Genomic DNA, 16,193 nt, shown 5'->3' on the forward strand with positions numbered 1-16,193 from the left:
TCTAAAATCCAACAGCGCAGCGGTCTCAAATCTAATGCGCCATACACCCGTAATGCGTCGCACCCTTTTCATGCCAATCAAAAGAAGCATTGTACCGATTGTTCTCCCAGTAAAAATCCCCTCTTTCTTTCGGATTGTTGCCTATCTCATTCATCGTTTCAGCATCATAAAGTCTTCCGTTTACCATGGTATAAATAATCGTGTTGGTATTGCGGATGTCTTCTAACGGATTCTCCTCTAGAACCAACAAATCAGCTAATTTTCCTTCTTCGAGAGAACCGATCTCGCTGCCCATTCCGATGTATTCGGCGGAGTTGATGGTTGCGGTTTTTAACGCTTCCATATTGCTCATTCCACCCATCTGGATCAGCCATAGTTCCCAGTGTGCACCGAGTCCCTGTAATTGTCCGTGGGCACCCATGTTCACTTTTACCCCAAGATCTGAAAGTTCTTTGGCAGTTTCAGAAACCAGAATCGGCCCCTGCTCGTATTCTTCTTCCGGAAGTTTCGTGCGATGCCTGGAACGGGAATCGATAATGCTACGCGGAGTGAAATTCAGCAGGCGTTCATTTTCCCATACATTCGTTTTGTCGTAGAAATAGTATTCTCCGTTGATTCCGCCGTAATTCACGATCAGGGTAGGGGTATAGCCGGTATTGCTGTTGCCCCACAGGGTTTTTACGTCATTATAAACAGGTGCCACAGGAATATTGTGTTCAATCCCGGTGTGACCGTCCACGATCATGTTCATATTGTGGAAAAAGGTACTTCCGCCTTCCGGAACCACATTGATATCAAGCTCTTTCGCTGCCTGCATCACCTGCTGGCGCTGCTCCCGTCGTGGCTGATTGTAACTTTTCACTGATGTAGCTCCAAAGGCTTTGGTTCTTCTTAAAGCAGATCTCGCATCTTCAAGGCTGTTGATCTCAGCTTTGAAAGCCCCTTCGGCACCGTATAAAATGATACCGGTGGAGTAGAGGCGAGGCCCTACCATTTCGCCGCTTTTGATGAGTTCTGCCATTCCGAATACTGTTTCACTAAGAGCCGATGGATCGTGCGCAGTGGTCACCCCAAAAGCAAGGTTAGCGTAGAACGGCCAGTGCTGTTTCGGGGTCAATCCGTAGCGGAAAGCGCCAATATGTGCGTGTGCATCTACCATTCCGGGCATGATCGTCTTTCCGGAAATATCATACACCTTCGCGTTGTTCGGAATGTTTACTTCGGAAGATTTCCCAATCTGTACAATTTTGTTGCCTTCAATAACAATGCTTCCGTTTTCGATCACTTCGTCGCCGTTCATCGTGATGATACGTGCGTTGGTAAAAGCGATCTGTCCCGAAGGAACATCGGTTTTCACCTGAAGTCCGATTCTCGTCCCTTCTTCTGTGATTGGCGGAATCGAATCTGCCGAATTCTCTAAAAAGGTAAATCTTTCAGAAATTTTGTTGGTGAAATATTCATCACCCAGCGTCCAGTGCACATTCTGGCTGTTGTTGCTCCAGTGCAGGTTGATTCCCGCATCTTTAGCAAGCTGACTCACCGGAACTGTTTTGCTGTTCGGGTCCAGTTGCACAGGCTGTCCGGTCATTACCAGCGGCGCCACGTATGCTTTGTGAAGATTAGAAAAAGCAACCCATTTATTGTCCGGACTCGGCACCAATCGGCCACCGTACTTGGATTCAATGTGCGTACGCTCGTCGTGTCCGTTCAAATCCACACTTTTCAGCCGTTTGGTAAGGCTCCCCATGAGGTAACCACCCGTCTGATAAAGAATGCGGTCATTGTTCGTGTTGAACATGGCAAATTCCCCTTCATTGTGGATCTTTCGGATATTTTCTCCGGAACCGTCCATCAGGTAAATTCCCGAATTCTTGCTGAACGTCCGGCCCAGGTCTGAGTTTCCGTCTTCTTTGTTGAAAACGATCATTTTTCCGTCGCCGGAAAATTCAGGGTTCCTGAAAATACCTTTTTCAGTTGTTAATTTTTTGGAATTCCTTCCGTTAAGTCGCACTGTTCTTACAGCACCCATATTTTCATCGCTCCAGGTCACATACACAATGCTTCTTCCATCGGGGGAAAAGCTCGGTTCAAATTCGAATTCCGTAGCATCCGTGATACGTTCAGGAGTACCATTTGGAAGGCTCTTTTTCCACAGGTAACCAACCGCGTTAAATACCAGCGTGTTTCCATCGGGCGAAGTAACTGCATGACGAAGCACCTTCGGATTAAATTCTTCGGAAAAAACCGGATGGTCAACCGAATGTGTTTCTGCAATTTTGATCGTGGTATTCACCTGAAAAGGAATTTCTGAAGCTTCGGTGCTTTCAATATTCACCCGTCTGATTTTCCCTTCGGCCCAGAAAACTAGTTCTTCATTGTTCGGCATCCAGCTAAAACCTGGATACACCCCAAAGATCGCCCAGGCTTCCTGCTGATCTTTGCTTAGCTGATCGTACACCGGCCATTCCTCGCCGGTTTCCAGGTCGTGGATATATAAAACCGATTTTGTACGAATGCGTTTTACAAAAGCCAGTTTTGTCCCGTCAGGCGAAACCTGTGGGCGTGCAGCGCCACCGGGACCGCCGGTCACACGGTCAATCTCGCCGGTTTGTAGGTCATAACGTTGGATCACGTAGATCTGGTTGTTGGGATCTTTGTTGTACTGAAAAGCTCCCCCGGGATACACATCTTCACTGTAGTAAAGGTAACGCCCATCGGGAGAAGTGCTGGGCTCGTTTACGTCCTGCTGATCGTTCTTACGCTCGGTCAACTGGATTCCCGCTTCTCCTGCACCAAGGTGGTACTGCCACATCTCACCGGCACCCAGAGAGCGACCGGAAGTAAAGTGTTTACGGGCAATGATGGAGTTCCCGTCGGCGGTCCATACCCCGTTGTTCAACAGCCTGAAATTTTCTTTGGAAAGCTGCTTCGCATTGTTCCCGTCTGCATCCATGATCCAGATGTTGTCGCCGCCACCGGCATCGCTGGTGTAGGAGATTCTGCGGCCGTCGGGGCTAAACCTTGGCTGCACATCATATGCCATTCCGTTAGTAAGCGCCGTGGCATTCCCTCCGGAAATAGACATGATGTAAATATCCCCTAAAAGGTCGAATACGACCTGCGACCCATCGGGACTTACATCCAGGTTCATCCACGTACCTTCATCGGTATTTAATTCGACTTCTTTGATGTTCCAGTCATCGGTATAGGGATCGTTCACATCCCATTTTTTATCGTCTTTCTTTTCTTCTTCCTGCGCGAAAGCTACAGAAGAGGACATTACTAAGAGTAATGCCAGCAGGTGTTTTCTAATCATAAATAGTAAGGGTTGTTTTAAGATGGCTAAATATAAGGAAGATTTTGGTTTTTCATTAGCCTGTGCAAGGAAAGGTATCTTCCAATTACCTGGTCAATAAAGGTAGAAATCGGCCGCGAAAAGCAGGTTTTTCAACAGGAAAAAAATCTTTGTTTTTTTTCATTTCCGCCTTCATTTTTTTTCTCAACATATGGAGAAATAATATACATTAGATCCATCGCTGCACACGACTTTCTACCCTACAAAAAGCCGGTTGAGCTGCTAAGTAACAACCCGTTTTCCTGATGATCTTATAGCTCTCCTGTTGTTTTTGCAGCTCCGGGATTAAAAAGAAAACATTGCCTGAAAGAGTCCCAGAATTATTAGGTGTGGGTTTTCTATACCTTTTTCTGAATGACAGGCCGGGCGATTTAATTTTAAAGTCGATGAAAAAGATTGGTTTAAGTGTGATCCTGATGTTCCTGATTTCCCTTCAGGGGCTTGCTCAAAAGGATATGGAGATTCTATGGAACTCTAGGGAAGTAGGAAAGAATCTGCTCACCGGGGAATCTGTTATGGCGAAGGAATATACCTTCCCCGAAAGGATCCATGACTTTCAGGTAGATACCGTTAATGATCACATCACCATTCAATTGAGAGGTTTGAGCAAGAACGGAAAATGGCTTGATAACAAAGGAAAAGTGGTGCGCTATGATCCTGAAGAAAAGAAGGTGCTCTGGTCAAAAAAGATCGCATATCAGTTGGAGAACCTGGAACAAACCGGCGGAGTTACCCTTCATTCCACAGGAAAGAAAAGTTATTCCCTGGACAATGCGACAGGGAAGGAACTGTGGGAAGTAAAAAACTCCCTGATCTTTGCCGATGCTGTGGACAAAATCGGGATCGGATATAAAATTCAGCCTTTAAAAGCCAAAGAAAATACACTTGAGGGTATCGACCTCAGGAATGGGCAGCCTCTGTGGCAGAGAGAGATCAGCCGGGAGTACGGCTGGAATGAAATAACCTATTTGAATGACTCTACTTTATTGATAGGTGCTTCCGGACTTCATACGGTAAATATTTTTGATGGTACGGGCTGGGATTACAATACAGTCACCGGAAAGAAGGATTATACCGCTTCGGCAGTGGGCACGGGATTGGGAATTGCGGCCGGGCTGTTAACCGGCACCTATATGGTTTCCACCGGTCACAACCTGGTTAGTGATGTGGTTTCCAACATGCTTGTGGACAGTGCCAGTATCTATTTCGCTTCCAGGAAAGACCTGGTGAGGCTAAACAGGCAGGGGGACGTCTTGTGGAAAAAGAGCCTTCCCGATGAGCTGACCAGTAAATCCATGATCTTTAAGTCGGGTGATGATCTGGTCATGGTCAACCAGGGCTATGCTTTTATGGGATATCGTCAACTGGATTTTGGCACGCCTTTTATCGCCTCCTTTGATATTAAAACGGGAGATCAAAATTATTTAAAAGAAGTAACGGCCGAAAAAAAGGAGATGATAGCGGCCGTTAATCTAAAAGATGGGGAACTTCTGCTGTTATTTAAAGATCATGTTTCCCGGTTTTCAGTGGAGGACGGGCAACTACTTCAGGATAAAAAATTCAATGCCGAAGCAGTTGGCGAACTGAAGTATTTTGTGGGGGAGCAGGTGTTTGTTCAGAAGGACAACCTCTTTCATAGTCTGCAGAATTCAGATCCTGCCAAACATTATCTCTATACCGGCACCGGAAAGATCCTGATACTCGATTCAAACTTTGAGCTTGTTGAAACAATGGATACTGAAGCTAAAGCCATTTACATCAACTATTTCAACCGCGATGGGAAGCGGTTCCTTGCTAAGGAGAATAAGACTTTTGTGATCGATTCCGAAGGTGAAAATTTAGCTGAATTCTCCGCTTCGCGCAATGCTGTTTTCCTCAACGGAAAATTTTATGATGCTCAGGATAACAGCTTTTTAGAGATCGAGCTGGAGAATTTGTTCAACAAACCTCTTCAATAATTCTTTTCATTGATATGCTCATGGTGAAAAAGACTCTGGTAGTAATCCTGTTCATTTTTGCTTCACTCCAGGTGCAGGCACAGTTTATAAAGGAAAAAGCAATAGATGTTTCTATAGGTTCGGGTTTGAGTTCGCCTTATGGCGAGTACGACATTATGGGTTCAGGATTTTACACACAGGGAGAATTTGTGCTCAGCCTTAACAATTGGATAGATATTAGACCGTATGCCGGACTCATATTGACCAAACCCGGCGGGGATGATACCGAAAATAAGGAGGCAGGTTATAAATCAACTGCAAACGCATTTCTTTTCGGCGGAAAAACCCGGCTCACTATACCAATTCCGTGGGTGGCACCTTATTTCGAAATTGGAGTAGGTGCCTCCATTGGATCTTTTGAAACCTTTACACCCGATACGGATTTAGAAGAAAGTGGTTTTATTTACCATACTCCAATATCCCTGGGACTGGAGTTAGGGCCCATGCATAATTTTAACCTCGAGTTTACTTATTATTACCATGATAGCGTACAGCAGACTGCAGGTGCAGTTGCATTTGGGGTTTCAATTCCGGTAGGTAATGATTAATGAATTCCATTGACTGCGAAAACCTATGGTAACTAAACAAATCCTGATTCTCATCCTTTTACTCTCTTCCACAAAAACCTTCGCTTGCGAATGTGTCAATGTTGTCGATAATAGTTTCCTCGGAAAGACCAAAAGCTTTGATTTTATAGTAAAGGGAGAAATAGATCAGGTAGCTCCTGAATCTGTTACCATGACGGTTGAGGAAGTGTATAAAGGCTCAATAAAAGAAAATACCATTCAGCTCCTCAGGGGTGGCCCGGATTGTATGCATTCGCTGGATTTTAAACCCGGAGATAAACTTATCATCGGGCTGGTCAATGCTTATTATGAGCAGTACCCCAATGCGTACATGGTGCCCGGTTGTATAACCTCTGTGATTTATGTGAAAGGCCAAAAAGCTTATACCCCTGAACTTCAACCTCACATGTTCAAAAAACCAAAAATAACCATGTTTGAATCCACGATAAGATTGGAAGTTTTGGAGAGGATGATAAGGCGGAAAGTAGGATCCTGAAGCTCTTTACAGTCGCAAAAAATAACGTTCAGTTAGTTGAGAATAATAAATAGTCAAAATAATACAATGAGAAAAATAGTTTATCTGTTATTGGCTTTATTTTTAGCGAGTTGTGCAGGAACCGTTCAAACCGCCAGATATGAAAGTGAGGCCAATCCGGAATTAAGGAAAGCCTATATAGTTTCAACAGAAAATTCTGAATACATAAAATTCAAGTTCGGAAAAATAACCCCATTCGGATATCTTACACCTGTCGATGATCCCGCTGAAAAGAGCGAGGTTATTGGAAATACTGACACCATTATTAAGCAGGAACTGGAAAGGCACGGCATTCTGGCAGCCATCGGAAAAAGGGGAGATATGCCCGAAGATTTTGATTTCATTGTACAATACAATGACACCTGGAGGTGGGATTTTAAAATGATCCTGGATCGGCTCGAGATTGCTTTTGTATCCCCCGATGGGGAGAAGTTGTTAGCGAAATCCACCTTCAACATTTATAAGAACAAGGAACTACATAATTTCCCCACCCCCGAAAAAGAGGTTCCAAAAATGATTAGGGAGTTGTTGAAGAAGTAAAGCCTGCTTCTTCTTTTCTTCTTCCTGTTCAAAAACTTCCCGCTGAAAATTTATTTTTGCAGGAAATTAAGTTATTTTTAACGAATCTCTACACCTTTATATTGGCGGCTGGTATTTCTTCTAAAGTGGCAACGAAGAACAGCTATTTAGAAAGGCCAGAAATTTTTTTTGTTTATTTATAAAAACAGGTAATGATAAAGGATGGATGAGATTTATCCAAAGGAGCGGAAGAAATTAAAATCCTTCTATTTATGGGCTCTGGTAATTATTACTAATCTGTAGATTTTTTTTTGAAATTATAGTATAGAAATTAGACAACATTCATGAAAAACTTCGGTAAAACTATAAAGATCTTTCTGGTGGATGGAGAACCAAATGGCAGGATGACCTGTGAATTATCTAACTGGACGGGCAAAGCCTTGAAGATTCCAAGGAAGAAGATTAAAGAGTCTTCAGACCGGCCTGAGTTAGAAAATACCGGCATCTATATTCTTTTTGGGAAATCTGACAAATCTGAAAATAAAGAACTTGCATACATAGGTGAAGCTGAGGGGATTTATAAAAGATTGAATCAACATTTATCTGCAAAGGATTTTTGGAACGAAGCTCTTGTGTTTGTGAGCAAAGATGAGAACCTAAACAAAGCCCACATCAAATACTTGGAGAGCAGATTACATGAAATTGCAGTAAAGGTAAACCGTTACGATCTTGAAAATGGCATTATTCCTCCCAAATCATCAATTTCTGAATCTGATCAGGCAGAGATGGAAGAGTATCTTGAAAACATAAAGTTGCTGGTAAATGCCCTCGGTTATAAAATATTTGAACAGCTTAGAAAGGTTCAAACATTTGAAGAGGAGGTAAGAAATACTTTTTACATCAATTCAGCAAGAGGAGCTAACGCAAAAGGTCAATTTACAAACGAAGGTTTTGTCGTTTTAAAAGATTCAGAAATTGCAAATTCACCCACCAATTCTTTTCCTCAGAACTGGAAAAATTTCAGACAAAGTCTGATTGATGACAAAATAATTTTTCAGACTAACAATCAGTTGGTGTTCAGGGAGGATTATTTGTTTTCCAGTCCTTCAGCTGCAGCTGCTGTTGTAATGGGAAGAAGTGCCAACGGTCTCACCGAATGGAAATCGAAAGATGGACGTATTTTGAAAGCTGTTGAATCTAATAGCTAATATTAGGTGTGAAATTGTGAAGACGCCAATAAAACCGGCGAATTCGAAAAGGAAGATCTTTAACATTATTTATACCCCGACTTTGATTCAGAAGAGTGGGGAATTATTTTCAAACCTGGAAAAGCTCTTCTGAATATCTAGCGTCATTTCGAGTGTTTTTTCCTGATCGGGAGTGAAAGGAAAAATGTATCGAGAAAGGTTCTCGATACATCCCAATTCTCGTCCAGGCTCAAATTGTGCCACTCGAACTGACGGATCGATTACAAATTTCTATGTCTCCTCCATTTGAATATTTTCGTAAGCCTGGACTTTTTTGTTTCTTTTTTTGCGATGAAAAAAAGAAAAGGTATTGTTGTGCAACTACTCATTCGAAAGCTTATAAAATTAAAATGTAACACAACAACTACTTAGCCGTCATATTCATAAAGCCAATCCTTAAAAACATTTTATGAACAGAGCAATTGCAGTATTATTTATCTTATTTTCAACACTAACTTATTCTCAACAAAACATATCTGAACGAATAGATATTACGTTTACAATCTCTCCCAATGGGCATATCATCATCCCTGCAAAAGTCAACGGAGTCGAAGGAAATTTTGTCTTCGATACAGGCGCCGGACTCCATCTTCTCACTCAGGATTTCGCCGACAAAGTAAAGGATCTCGAAGAAACCCACCATTTCCATACCGGACACCGGGCAACAGGTGAGGAAATAACATCTGACTTATGGAATTCAGAAACCTTAGAAATTGGGAGTTTTACTATAGAGGAAGAAATGTTTGCAGTTTATGATTTCGACTTTTCGTTAGACGGATTAATATCCCTTACTCCTTTTAGCGATAAACAAATCACCATTGATTTTGAGAATAAACTGTTGAGCATAGAATCTGAAAAATCCCTGCAAGAACGAATCTCAAATGCAGATTTTGAAATGCCAATTAAAATTTCAAACGACAAAGAAATTACCATAGGTATTGCCACAGAAGTTCAACTGAACAACGATCTCTCATTACTGGTGAACCTGGACAGTGGTGCGGGATTTGACGTTTACAGGTTTAATTCAAGGTATCTTGAAACTCTAGATATAGATTCTACTACAGTTGAAAGTGAGTACAGAAATAGCTATTTCAAACCCGAAGAAGGCAATACTTTTTATTTTACAAGCGTAGCCGCGATGAGCGATGAAAATAAAAATGTTTCAGTAAAGGATTTTAATGTCTCTTTTATCGACGGTCTTATGTATGAAGGCATCATGGGCATCAATTGGATTGGGGAAAAGATCACCATTGATATTCCCAATAAAAGATTAATCGTTCAGGAATAAAATTCAGGAAATCACCCAGATTATTTCTACATCGACTTTGGGTTAGAAGGTCTACTGCTCCTCCTCCAGTTCTTTAATCCGCTTTTGAATTTTCACAAGGTTATAGCTTATAAAAATCCCTCCTACCAGTAAGGGCGAATAAAGTGCCCAGCCCCAGAGAATGAAAAATACTGCAAACAGATAGCATATGAATGCAAAGGCCGTAGCCCCAATGAGGATATTGCGGGATTTCTTTGCTTTCTGAAGTTGTCCAGGTGTCATTATTCAAAATTTTCCGCAAAAATACATTTTTCTGTACCGGGAGCATACTGTCCTACTTTGAAATTAAGCCTGAATATATTTAGACTTTCGACTGGTGGGCTCGTCTCCCTCTCCTAAGAAATTACCTTTCAAAATAACATTTTTCACTACCTTTAGGAGAATTAGGTTTCATTCCGAAAAAATCATTAGCAATGAAGAAATTATTTTTAACCTCCGCAATTTTGTTGTCAGTTTGACTTGTAAAGACAGTAATCCACAAGAAAACCCAACAATTCAAAAACAGGAAGGTCAGTCAGAATCCTTATCTGACTATGAAAAGGTAAAAGCCACTCTTGATGAATTGTTTCTATACAAGGTACAATTAAAAAACGAAGAAATATCGGAGGAAAAACATGCTGCTCTTACATATCCAATAGGGCAGAAGCTAACATTTCATAAAGAAGCTTTAAATGAGGAGGACAGGCAGAAATTGAAAGAATATGGTTTTAAAAGATACGAAGAAGTATATCCTGAAGAGGAGCGAAAAGTAGTGGAGCTAACCGTAAAGTAAAACGCGCTGATAAATATTCTGTTCCGGCTTATTGCAATTATTAGCGACATCAGGAATTGATCGATTGAAAACTATTCAGATTTGCGAAGAATCTATTTCCGAAGCATCTGTTCATATAAATATCGTATACTGCAGGGTGAATGCTTTTAAAGATTCCAAAGTAAACCAATGTTTCAATGGAACAGCCTTTAACTTAGCAGGTCGCGACTCCGCTCCTGACAAGGTTATATGGGAATTAGTTTCTGAAATAAATTCAGAATGGCGTTTCAACAAATTCAGCTTTACTTAAGCAGAATCATAAATCGACAGGGGGGATTAGAAAAAATGTATCGAGAAAGGTTCTCGATATACCCCAATTCTCGCCCGGGCTCAAATTGTACCACTCGAACTTACGGATCGATGTGTCAGGAATTGGAGCTATCCCGGGGAATGAGACACCTCAACTCCGTTAGGGCAGACATTAACTAAACATCTGGTTCTTCTTCCGAAAATTCACTTTTTAAGAATACACTAAACGTGGAGCCTTCGCCGGGAGTACTTTCCAGCTTGATCCTGCCGCCATTGGTTTCTATCATCTTTTTGGCGATATAAAGGCCCATGCCTGTTCCTTTGACGTCTTCCCTTATTCTGGAAGATTTTACAAAAACCTTGTTTTGATGTTCCTTTGCTATTCCGGGGCCATTGTCCTTGACGCACAAAATGACAAAATTCCTCACTTTTACGGTGGTGATCTCAATCCTGGTCGCCTTGTTAGGATCCCTGTATTTGATGGCGTTGTGCACCAGATTATAGAAAATACTTCTTAAATTATTCTTTGGAAAGATAATTTCTGAAGCATTGAAGTTCTTTACAATTTCAATTTTATGTAGCCTTATCTCAGTTTTTAAAGCCGTAAGTACATCGCCGCATATTTCCTGAATATTCAGTCGTTGCTCGGGAGATTCTTCCTTGCCGATCTTCTCATTATCTGAAGTGAAATCGTCTACCATCGCGGCCAGGCTTTTGGAAGCCTGTTTCAGGCTACCAATCCATTTCTCGAACTGCAGGGAATCATTCTTTTTATGGGCCTGCGCCAGTGCATCTGCCAGTAAAGTAATGGCCGAAATGGGCTGCCTTATATCATGTGACAGGGCAAACATTAGGGTTTCATGCTGAGAATTAAGTTTTTCCAGTTCTTTTAGTGCGTGCAAACGCCTGGTAATATCCACAAAGGTGATGATGACGCCATTGGTAATGTTTTGCTCGTGCTCAATGTAAGGTATAATGTTCATTTCAAACCATTTGCCATCTGTAGTCTGCACCTCCTTTTCCAGGATGGTATTCGTAGCGATGACTTCTTTAATATTCTCCACAAACGTAGGGTAGCGAATGTTGTCCTTCACGTCGTGAATACTGCGGCCCACATGGTCATAAGACAAAGAAAACTGTTTCATGGCAGGCGGAGTGAAGATCCTTAAGATAAGATCTGCATCCACAAAGAGTTGCGGAATGATGGTATTGGAAAAGTAATTAGCAAGATCAAAATTCAATTTTCGTAGTTGGCGGGCATCGTTTCGAGGTATTTCAGACATAAATTAAAATCAGCATTTTAAAAAAAAGCAAGATGTAAAGAACGGGATTAATACCTTTAAAAAGGTGCAAAAACATACAAACTTTAAGAAATTTTTTTTATGGAATCCATGGGAATACTACCTCTGCGGAAGTAGAAAACTACTACATCTTTACTTCTGAAACAAAAAAATGGCCCGTTTCCGGGCCACCTTCCATAAACAAACAAAACTCAATCTAAAATTCTAAGTATTTTGGTGAAGATCAAAACGGTCAAGGTTCATCACCTTGTTCCATGCTTTCACGAAATCCTTCACAAATTTTTCCTGGGAATCCACGCATCCATAAACTTCAGAAATGGCTCTCAGTTCAGAATTTGATCCAAAAATGAGGTCAACCCTTGTTCCTGTCCATTTTACTTCTCCGGTATTGCGGTCGCTTCCTTCAAATACATTCTGCTCATCTGAAGTTGCTTTCCAGGTAGTGGTCATATCCAGCAGGTTCACAAAGAAATCGTTGGTAAGCTGCCCCGGACGTTTGGTCCATACTCCGTGCTGCGATCCGTCAAAGTTGGCGTTAAGCACGCGCATTCCTCCCACCAAAGCAGTCATTTCGGGTGCAGTAAGAGTTAAAAGCTGTGAACGGTCCACCAGCAGTTCTTCAGCTGAAGCCGACAGGCTGTTGTGTTTCTTTATATAATTTCTGAAACCATCTCCAATCGGCTCTAGCGGATCGAACATTTCGGCATCTGTCATTTCTTCTGTAGCATCTGTACGTCCCGGAGTGAATGGTACCCCTATGTCAAATCCTGCATCTTTAGCGGCTTTTCTCACGGCTACACAACCTCCCAGCACGATAAGATCTGCAAGGGAAACCTTTTTATTTCCGGATTGTGAGTTATTGAATTCTTCCTGAATTTCTTCCAGTTTGTTCAATACCTGCTGCAATTGTGCCGGATTGTTCACTTCCCAGTTTTTTTGTGGCGCCAGGCGAATTCTTGCTCCGTTGGCTCCTCCACGTTTATCTGAATTCCTGAATGTTACTGCAGATCCCCACGCGGTAGTAACCAGCTGAGGTACCGAAAGTCCGGAATTCAGGATCATTTTCTTTAAGGCTTCAATGTCCTTATCGTCGATCAACTCATAATCACGTTTCGGAAGTGGATCCTGCCACAACAATTCTTCAGAAGGTACTTCCGGGCCAAGGTATCTTTCGATAGGGCCCATGTCACGGTGTGTTAATTTATACCATGCCCTGGAGAAAGCTTCTGCAAATTCTTCCGGATTCTCGTGGAAGTGTTTGGAGATCTTCCCGTAAGCAGGATCTTCTTTTAATGCAATATCTGAAGTCAGCATAAACGGCTGATGTTTCTTTTCGGGATCATGGGCATCAGGAATAGTTCCTGCTCCCGCGCCGTCTTTTGGTCTCCATTGGAAAGCACCACCCGGTCCTTTGTGACATTCCCATTCAAATCCAAACAGGTTGTCAAAAAATCCGTTACTCCATTTAGTGGGCGTGCTGGTCCATGCCCCTTCAAGTCCGCTGGTAATGGTATCCCCGGCATTTCCGGTTCCATGGGAGTTTTTCCATCCAAGTCCCATTTCTTCGATAGCCGCACCTGCAGGTTCTGCACCTACATGTTCGTTGGCATCGGCAGCACCGTGGGTTTTTCCGAAGGTATGACCACCGGCAATAAGAGCAACAGTTTCATAGTCGTTCATCGCCATACGTCCAAAGGTTTCGCGAATGTCCTTTGCAGAACCAAGAGGATCGGGATTTCCGTTAGGTCCTTCAGGATTTACATAGATAAGCCCCATGTGAGAAGCCCCCAGAGGTTGCTCCAGGTTGTTTTCATCTGCATAGCGTTCATGGTTTCCCAGCCATTCCCCTTCAGATCCCCAGTAGATATCTTCTTCAGATTCCCAGATGTCTTCTCGACCACCACCAAATCCGAATGGTTTTAGGCCCATAGATTCCAGGGCCACATTTCCGGTAAGGATCATAAGATCGGCCCAGGAGATCTTTCTTCCGTATTTCTGTTTGATAGGCCATAGCAGTAAACGTGCCTTGTCAAGGTTAGCGTTATCGGGCCAGCTGTTAAGGGGTGCGAAACGCTGTGAACCAGAACTTGCCCCGCCACGGCCATCACCTATACGGTAAGTACCCGCGCTGTGCCAGGCCATACGAATGAATAATCCGCCGTAGTGCCCGTAATCTGCCGGCCACCAGTCCTGGGAGTCGGTCATTAATTTATGAAGATCTTTCTTTACTGCAGCAAGATCCAGTTTCTTAAATTCTTCGGCATAATTAAAATCCTCGCCCATTGGGTCGGACAGGTTGGAGTGTTGTCGCAGAATGGTTAAATTCAGCATATTTGGCCACCAGTCGCGGTTGGAAGTTCCGCTACCGGCTGTTTTGTCTAGAGCGCCGCCTAAAAAAGGGCATCTTTCTGAATCGTTTACTTCCCAGGCTTTATGAGTTCCGGGTGAATTGCGATGTTCGTTTTTTTCCATTGTGGAGAGTTTTAAAAAGTTAACAAAGTAAAAATACTATAATGTTTTCTTATGGTTTTAAAATTACCATATCTTTTAGCTATGGTAATTAAGCAAAACCTATGACAGGTATAAAAAAAGCGGAATTCTGCGGAATGCAGCAGTAGTCAATAATGTGTTTTTGGCAGAATAAAATCGGGCTCTAAATGACCTCCCGTTCCCCTGAATACCGACACTCCCTAAATATAAAAATTTTCTGTTAAAAAGCCTGTTTTAGAAACCATAAGCTTTTGAAAATCTTTGATTTGCTAAAGATGAAATAACCGAAATTTAAAAGGATGAAAAGTATAATTTCTGGTAAAACATGGAAATTTGTAAAGAATTCTGCTGGTTATCCTGAAAAGATTATTGTAGTTTTAACAAATCCCCTACTATGGCCGGTTTTCCATGCCGGCTGCTTATTAGTATATTTATGAGAATTATAATGTCTTGTTTTAAAAAAGGGGTGGTGGTGCTATTTGGTTTTTCTGCGTTTGGGCAGTCAAACTTGCAGGAACATGAAATTCACTCTTATGTGCAGGCGCAAACAGAAGAAATTTTTGACAGTCTTGTAGCCATCCGCAGGGATTTTCACGTTTATCCTGAAGTTTCTGAACAGGAAAAAAGAACTTCTGAAAAAATAACGGAGTATTTAACTGCGCTTGGTCTCGAAGTAAAGACCGGGATTGGCGGATATGGAGTGGTTGGGATCCTGAAGGGGGAAAGACCCGGAAAAAGTATCGCCTGGCGTGCAGACATTGATGCCATGCCTTCCAATATTCCCGATGTGGTGGCTTTTGAATCTAAAAATGAGGGAGTCCGGCATATTTGCGGCCACGATGTGCATACTGCCATAGGACTGGGAATAGCCAATGTATTGTCAGGGCAAAAGGATTCGCTGAAAGGAAATGTTTATTTCGTTTTTCAACCTTCTGAAGAAAACTACAAAGGAGCCAAAGCAATGATTGACGACGGACTTTTTCAGAAAATATCTGCAGATGAGATCTACGGATTGCACATTTCACCTTTTCCGGTGGGAAGCATTGCAACAAAAGCCGGAAATATTTATGCCCACACAAATAGGGTAGAGGTGGTGTATCAAAAATCCGGTAATGAGGATTCCTTGATTAATTACACTAAAAAGCTCATATCGGGCCTTCAAAATGTTCCGGCGGATAGCGAATTTTGGAATCCGGCAAATCTGGGAGATCCCGAAATTGGAATTGAAAATCCAAATACGGTATTTAAAGATTTTCTGGCGGTAAAGGAAAACTTTGAGATTGACCAGACCAACGATCAATTGGTTATAAAAGCCTATTTACATTCCGATGACAAAAAACCACTGGATACATTTCTGACAGTGTTACGAAAAACATTAACGGATTCAGAATATTCAGAAAATTTGATTTCTGCAGATTATTCTTATGAAAAAGCAGTGGTGGTCAATGATAAAGATCTAACCGAAAAAACGGTAAACAGCATAAAAGAAATTTACGGGGAGAAAAGTGTGATTCCGCTTTATGGTGTGGTAACCGCAGACCGCGGAGATGATTTTGCGTATTTTCAGAAAGAAATCCCTGGTGTGTATTTTTTTCTGGGAGGTGCAAATTACGAGACAGGAATGATACCTATGCCTCATTCGCCCGATTTTGCAGTAGATGAAGAAAGCATCAAAGTGGGCGTAAACTATTTTTCGTCGATGATCATTGAAAGACTCAAAGCTGAATAGTTAAATGCTGAGAATCATTTTAAGGCTGGAAAAGCGATAATGAACTTAGAAATGTAAAACCATAAAA

Annotated in this window: 12 protein-coding genes; 8 read left to right on the forward strand and 4 right to left on the reverse strand. The window is 42.0% G+C overall.

Annotated features, from left to right (window positions below):
* Positions 1-31 precede the first annotated feature (31 nt).
* Positions 32-3,316 (reverse strand): amidohydrolase family protein, encoded by a 3,285-nt coding sequence (locus IE056_RS02390; RefSeq protein ID WP_189603011.1) that lies wholly within the window; start codon positions 3,314-3,316, stop codon positions 32-34.
* A 425-nt stretch (positions 3,317-3,741) separates the two neighbouring features.
* On the opposite strand from IE056_RS02390, the gene IE056_RS02395 reads away from it, so the two are divergent.
* From IE056_RS02395 to IE056_RS02420, 6 genes are all read left to right on the forward strand, one after another.
* A complete protein-coding gene (locus IE056_RS02395) occupies positions 3,742-5,313 on the forward strand; it encodes an outer membrane protein assembly factor BamB family protein (RefSeq protein WP_189603012.1) in 1,572 nt (523 codons plus the stop codon).
* Between the two features lie 20 nt (positions 5,314-5,333).
* Positions 5,334-5,900: a hypothetical protein gene (locus IE056_RS02400; protein ID WP_229793628.1), complete on the forward strand. Its 567-nt coding sequence runs from the start codon at positions 5,334-5,336 to the stop codon at positions 5,898-5,900.
* A gap of 25 nt (positions 5,901-5,925) precedes the next feature.
* Positions 5,926-6,414 carry a hypothetical protein gene (locus IE056_RS02405; RefSeq protein ID WP_189603013.1) on the forward strand — a complete coding sequence of 163 codons (489 nt, stop codon included), beginning with the start codon at positions 5,926-5,928 and terminating at the stop codon, positions 6,412-6,414.
* A 66-nt stretch (positions 6,415-6,480) separates the two neighbouring features.
* Complete coding sequence (locus IE056_RS02410) at positions 6,481-6,993, forward strand: hypothetical protein (RefSeq protein WP_189603014.1); 513 nt, start codon at positions 6,481-6,483, stop codon at positions 6,991-6,993.
* Between the two features lie 323 nt (positions 6,994-7,316).
* Positions 7,317-8,180: a GIY-YIG nuclease family protein gene (locus IE056_RS02415; RefSeq protein WP_189603015.1), complete on the forward strand. Its 864-nt coding sequence runs from the start codon at positions 7,317-7,319 to the stop codon at positions 8,178-8,180.
* A 448-nt stretch (positions 8,181-8,628) separates the two neighbouring features.
* Positions 8,629-9,507: a retropepsin-like aspartic protease gene (locus IE056_RS02420; protein WP_189603016.1), complete on the forward strand. Its 879-nt coding sequence runs from the start codon at positions 8,629-8,631 to the stop codon at positions 9,505-9,507.
* A 51-nt stretch (positions 9,508-9,558) separates the two neighbouring features.
* Here the strand turns inward: IE056_RS02420 and IE056_RS02425 are convergent, their stop codons facing one another.
* The gene (locus IE056_RS02425; protein ID WP_189603017.1) at positions 9,559-9,768 is read right to left on the reverse strand and encodes a hypothetical protein; all 210 of its coding nucleotides are present in this window, start codon (positions 9,766-9,768) and stop codon (positions 9,559-9,561) included.
* A 232-nt stretch (positions 9,769-10,000) separates the two neighbouring features.
* Here IE056_RS02425 and IE056_RS02430 point away from each other — a divergent pair, with 232 nt between their 5' ends.
* Positions 10,001-10,318, forward strand: coding sequence for a hypothetical protein (locus tag IE056_RS02430; RefSeq protein WP_189603018.1), 318 nt, complete (start codon positions 10,001-10,003; stop codon positions 10,316-10,318).
* Between the two features lie 464 nt (positions 10,319-10,782).
* Here IE056_RS02430 and IE056_RS02435 read toward each other — a convergent pair whose 3' ends face one another.
* Positions 10,783-11,889, reverse strand: coding sequence for a sensor histidine kinase (locus IE056_RS02435; protein WP_189603019.1), 1,107 nt, complete (start codon positions 11,887-11,889; stop codon positions 10,783-10,785).
* Positions 11,890-12,111: 222 nt separating this feature from the next.
* Positions 12,112-14,379, reverse strand: coding sequence for a catalase/peroxidase HPI (katG, locus tag IE056_RS02440; protein ID WP_189603020.1), 2,268 nt, complete (start codon positions 14,377-14,379; stop codon positions 12,112-12,114).
* Positions 14,380-14,830: 451 nt separating this feature from the next.
* On the opposite strand from katG, the gene IE056_RS02445 reads away from it, so the two are divergent.
* The gene (locus IE056_RS02445; protein ID WP_189603021.1) at positions 14,831-16,126 is read left to right on the forward strand and encodes a M20 metallopeptidase family protein; all 1,296 of its coding nucleotides are present in this window, start codon (positions 14,831-14,833) and stop codon (positions 16,124-16,126) included.
* Positions 16,127-16,193 lie beyond the last annotated feature (67 nt).

It is taken from the genome of Salinimicrobium marinum (assembly GCF_014651535.1).
Taxonomy (GTDB): domain Bacteria; phylum Bacteroidota; class Bacteroidia; order Flavobacteriales; family Flavobacteriaceae; genus Salinimicrobium; species Salinimicrobium marinum.

Bases quoted from the DNA above. Each gene is read 5' to 3' on its own strand.
- IE056_RS02390 (WP_189603011.1), bottom strand. From the start codon at position 3,316: ATGATTAGAAAACACCTGCTGGCATTACTCTTAGTAATGTCCTCTTCT.
- IE056_RS02395 (WP_189603012.1), top strand. From the start codon at position 3,742: ATGAAAAAGATTGGTTTAAGTGTGATCCTGATGTTCCTGATTTCCCTT.
- IE056_RS02400 (WP_229793628.1), top strand. From the start codon at position 5,334: ATGGTGAAAAAGACTCTGGTAGTAATCCTGTTCATTTTTGCTTCACTC.
- IE056_RS02405 (WP_189603013.1), top strand. From the start codon at position 5,926: ATGGTAACTAAACAAATCCTGATTCTCATCCTTTTACTCTCTTCCACA.
- IE056_RS02410 (WP_189603014.1), top strand. From the start codon at position 6,481: ATGAGAAAAATAGTTTATCTGTTATTGGCTTTATTTTTAGCGAGTTGT.
- IE056_RS02415 (WP_189603015.1), top strand. From the start codon at position 7,317: ATGAAAAACTTCGGTAAAACTATAAAGATCTTTCTGGTGGATGGAGAA.
- IE056_RS02420 (WP_189603016.1), top strand. From the start codon at position 8,629: ATGAACAGAGCAATTGCAGTATTATTTATCTTATTTTCAACACTAACT.
- IE056_RS02425 (WP_189603017.1), bottom strand. From the start codon at position 9,768: ATGACACCTGGACAACTTCAGAAAGCAAAGAAATCCCGCAATATCCTC.
- IE056_RS02435 (WP_189603019.1), bottom strand. From the start codon at position 11,889: ATGTCTGAAATACCTCGAAACGATGCCCGCCAACTACGAAAATTGAAT.
- katG (WP_189603020.1), bottom strand. From the start codon at position 14,379: ATGGAAAAAAACGAACATCGCAATTCACCCGGAACTCATAAAGCCTGG.
- IE056_RS02445 (WP_189603021.1), top strand. From the start codon at position 14,831: ATGAGAATTATAATGTCTTGTTTTAAAAAAGGGGTGGTGGTGCTATTT.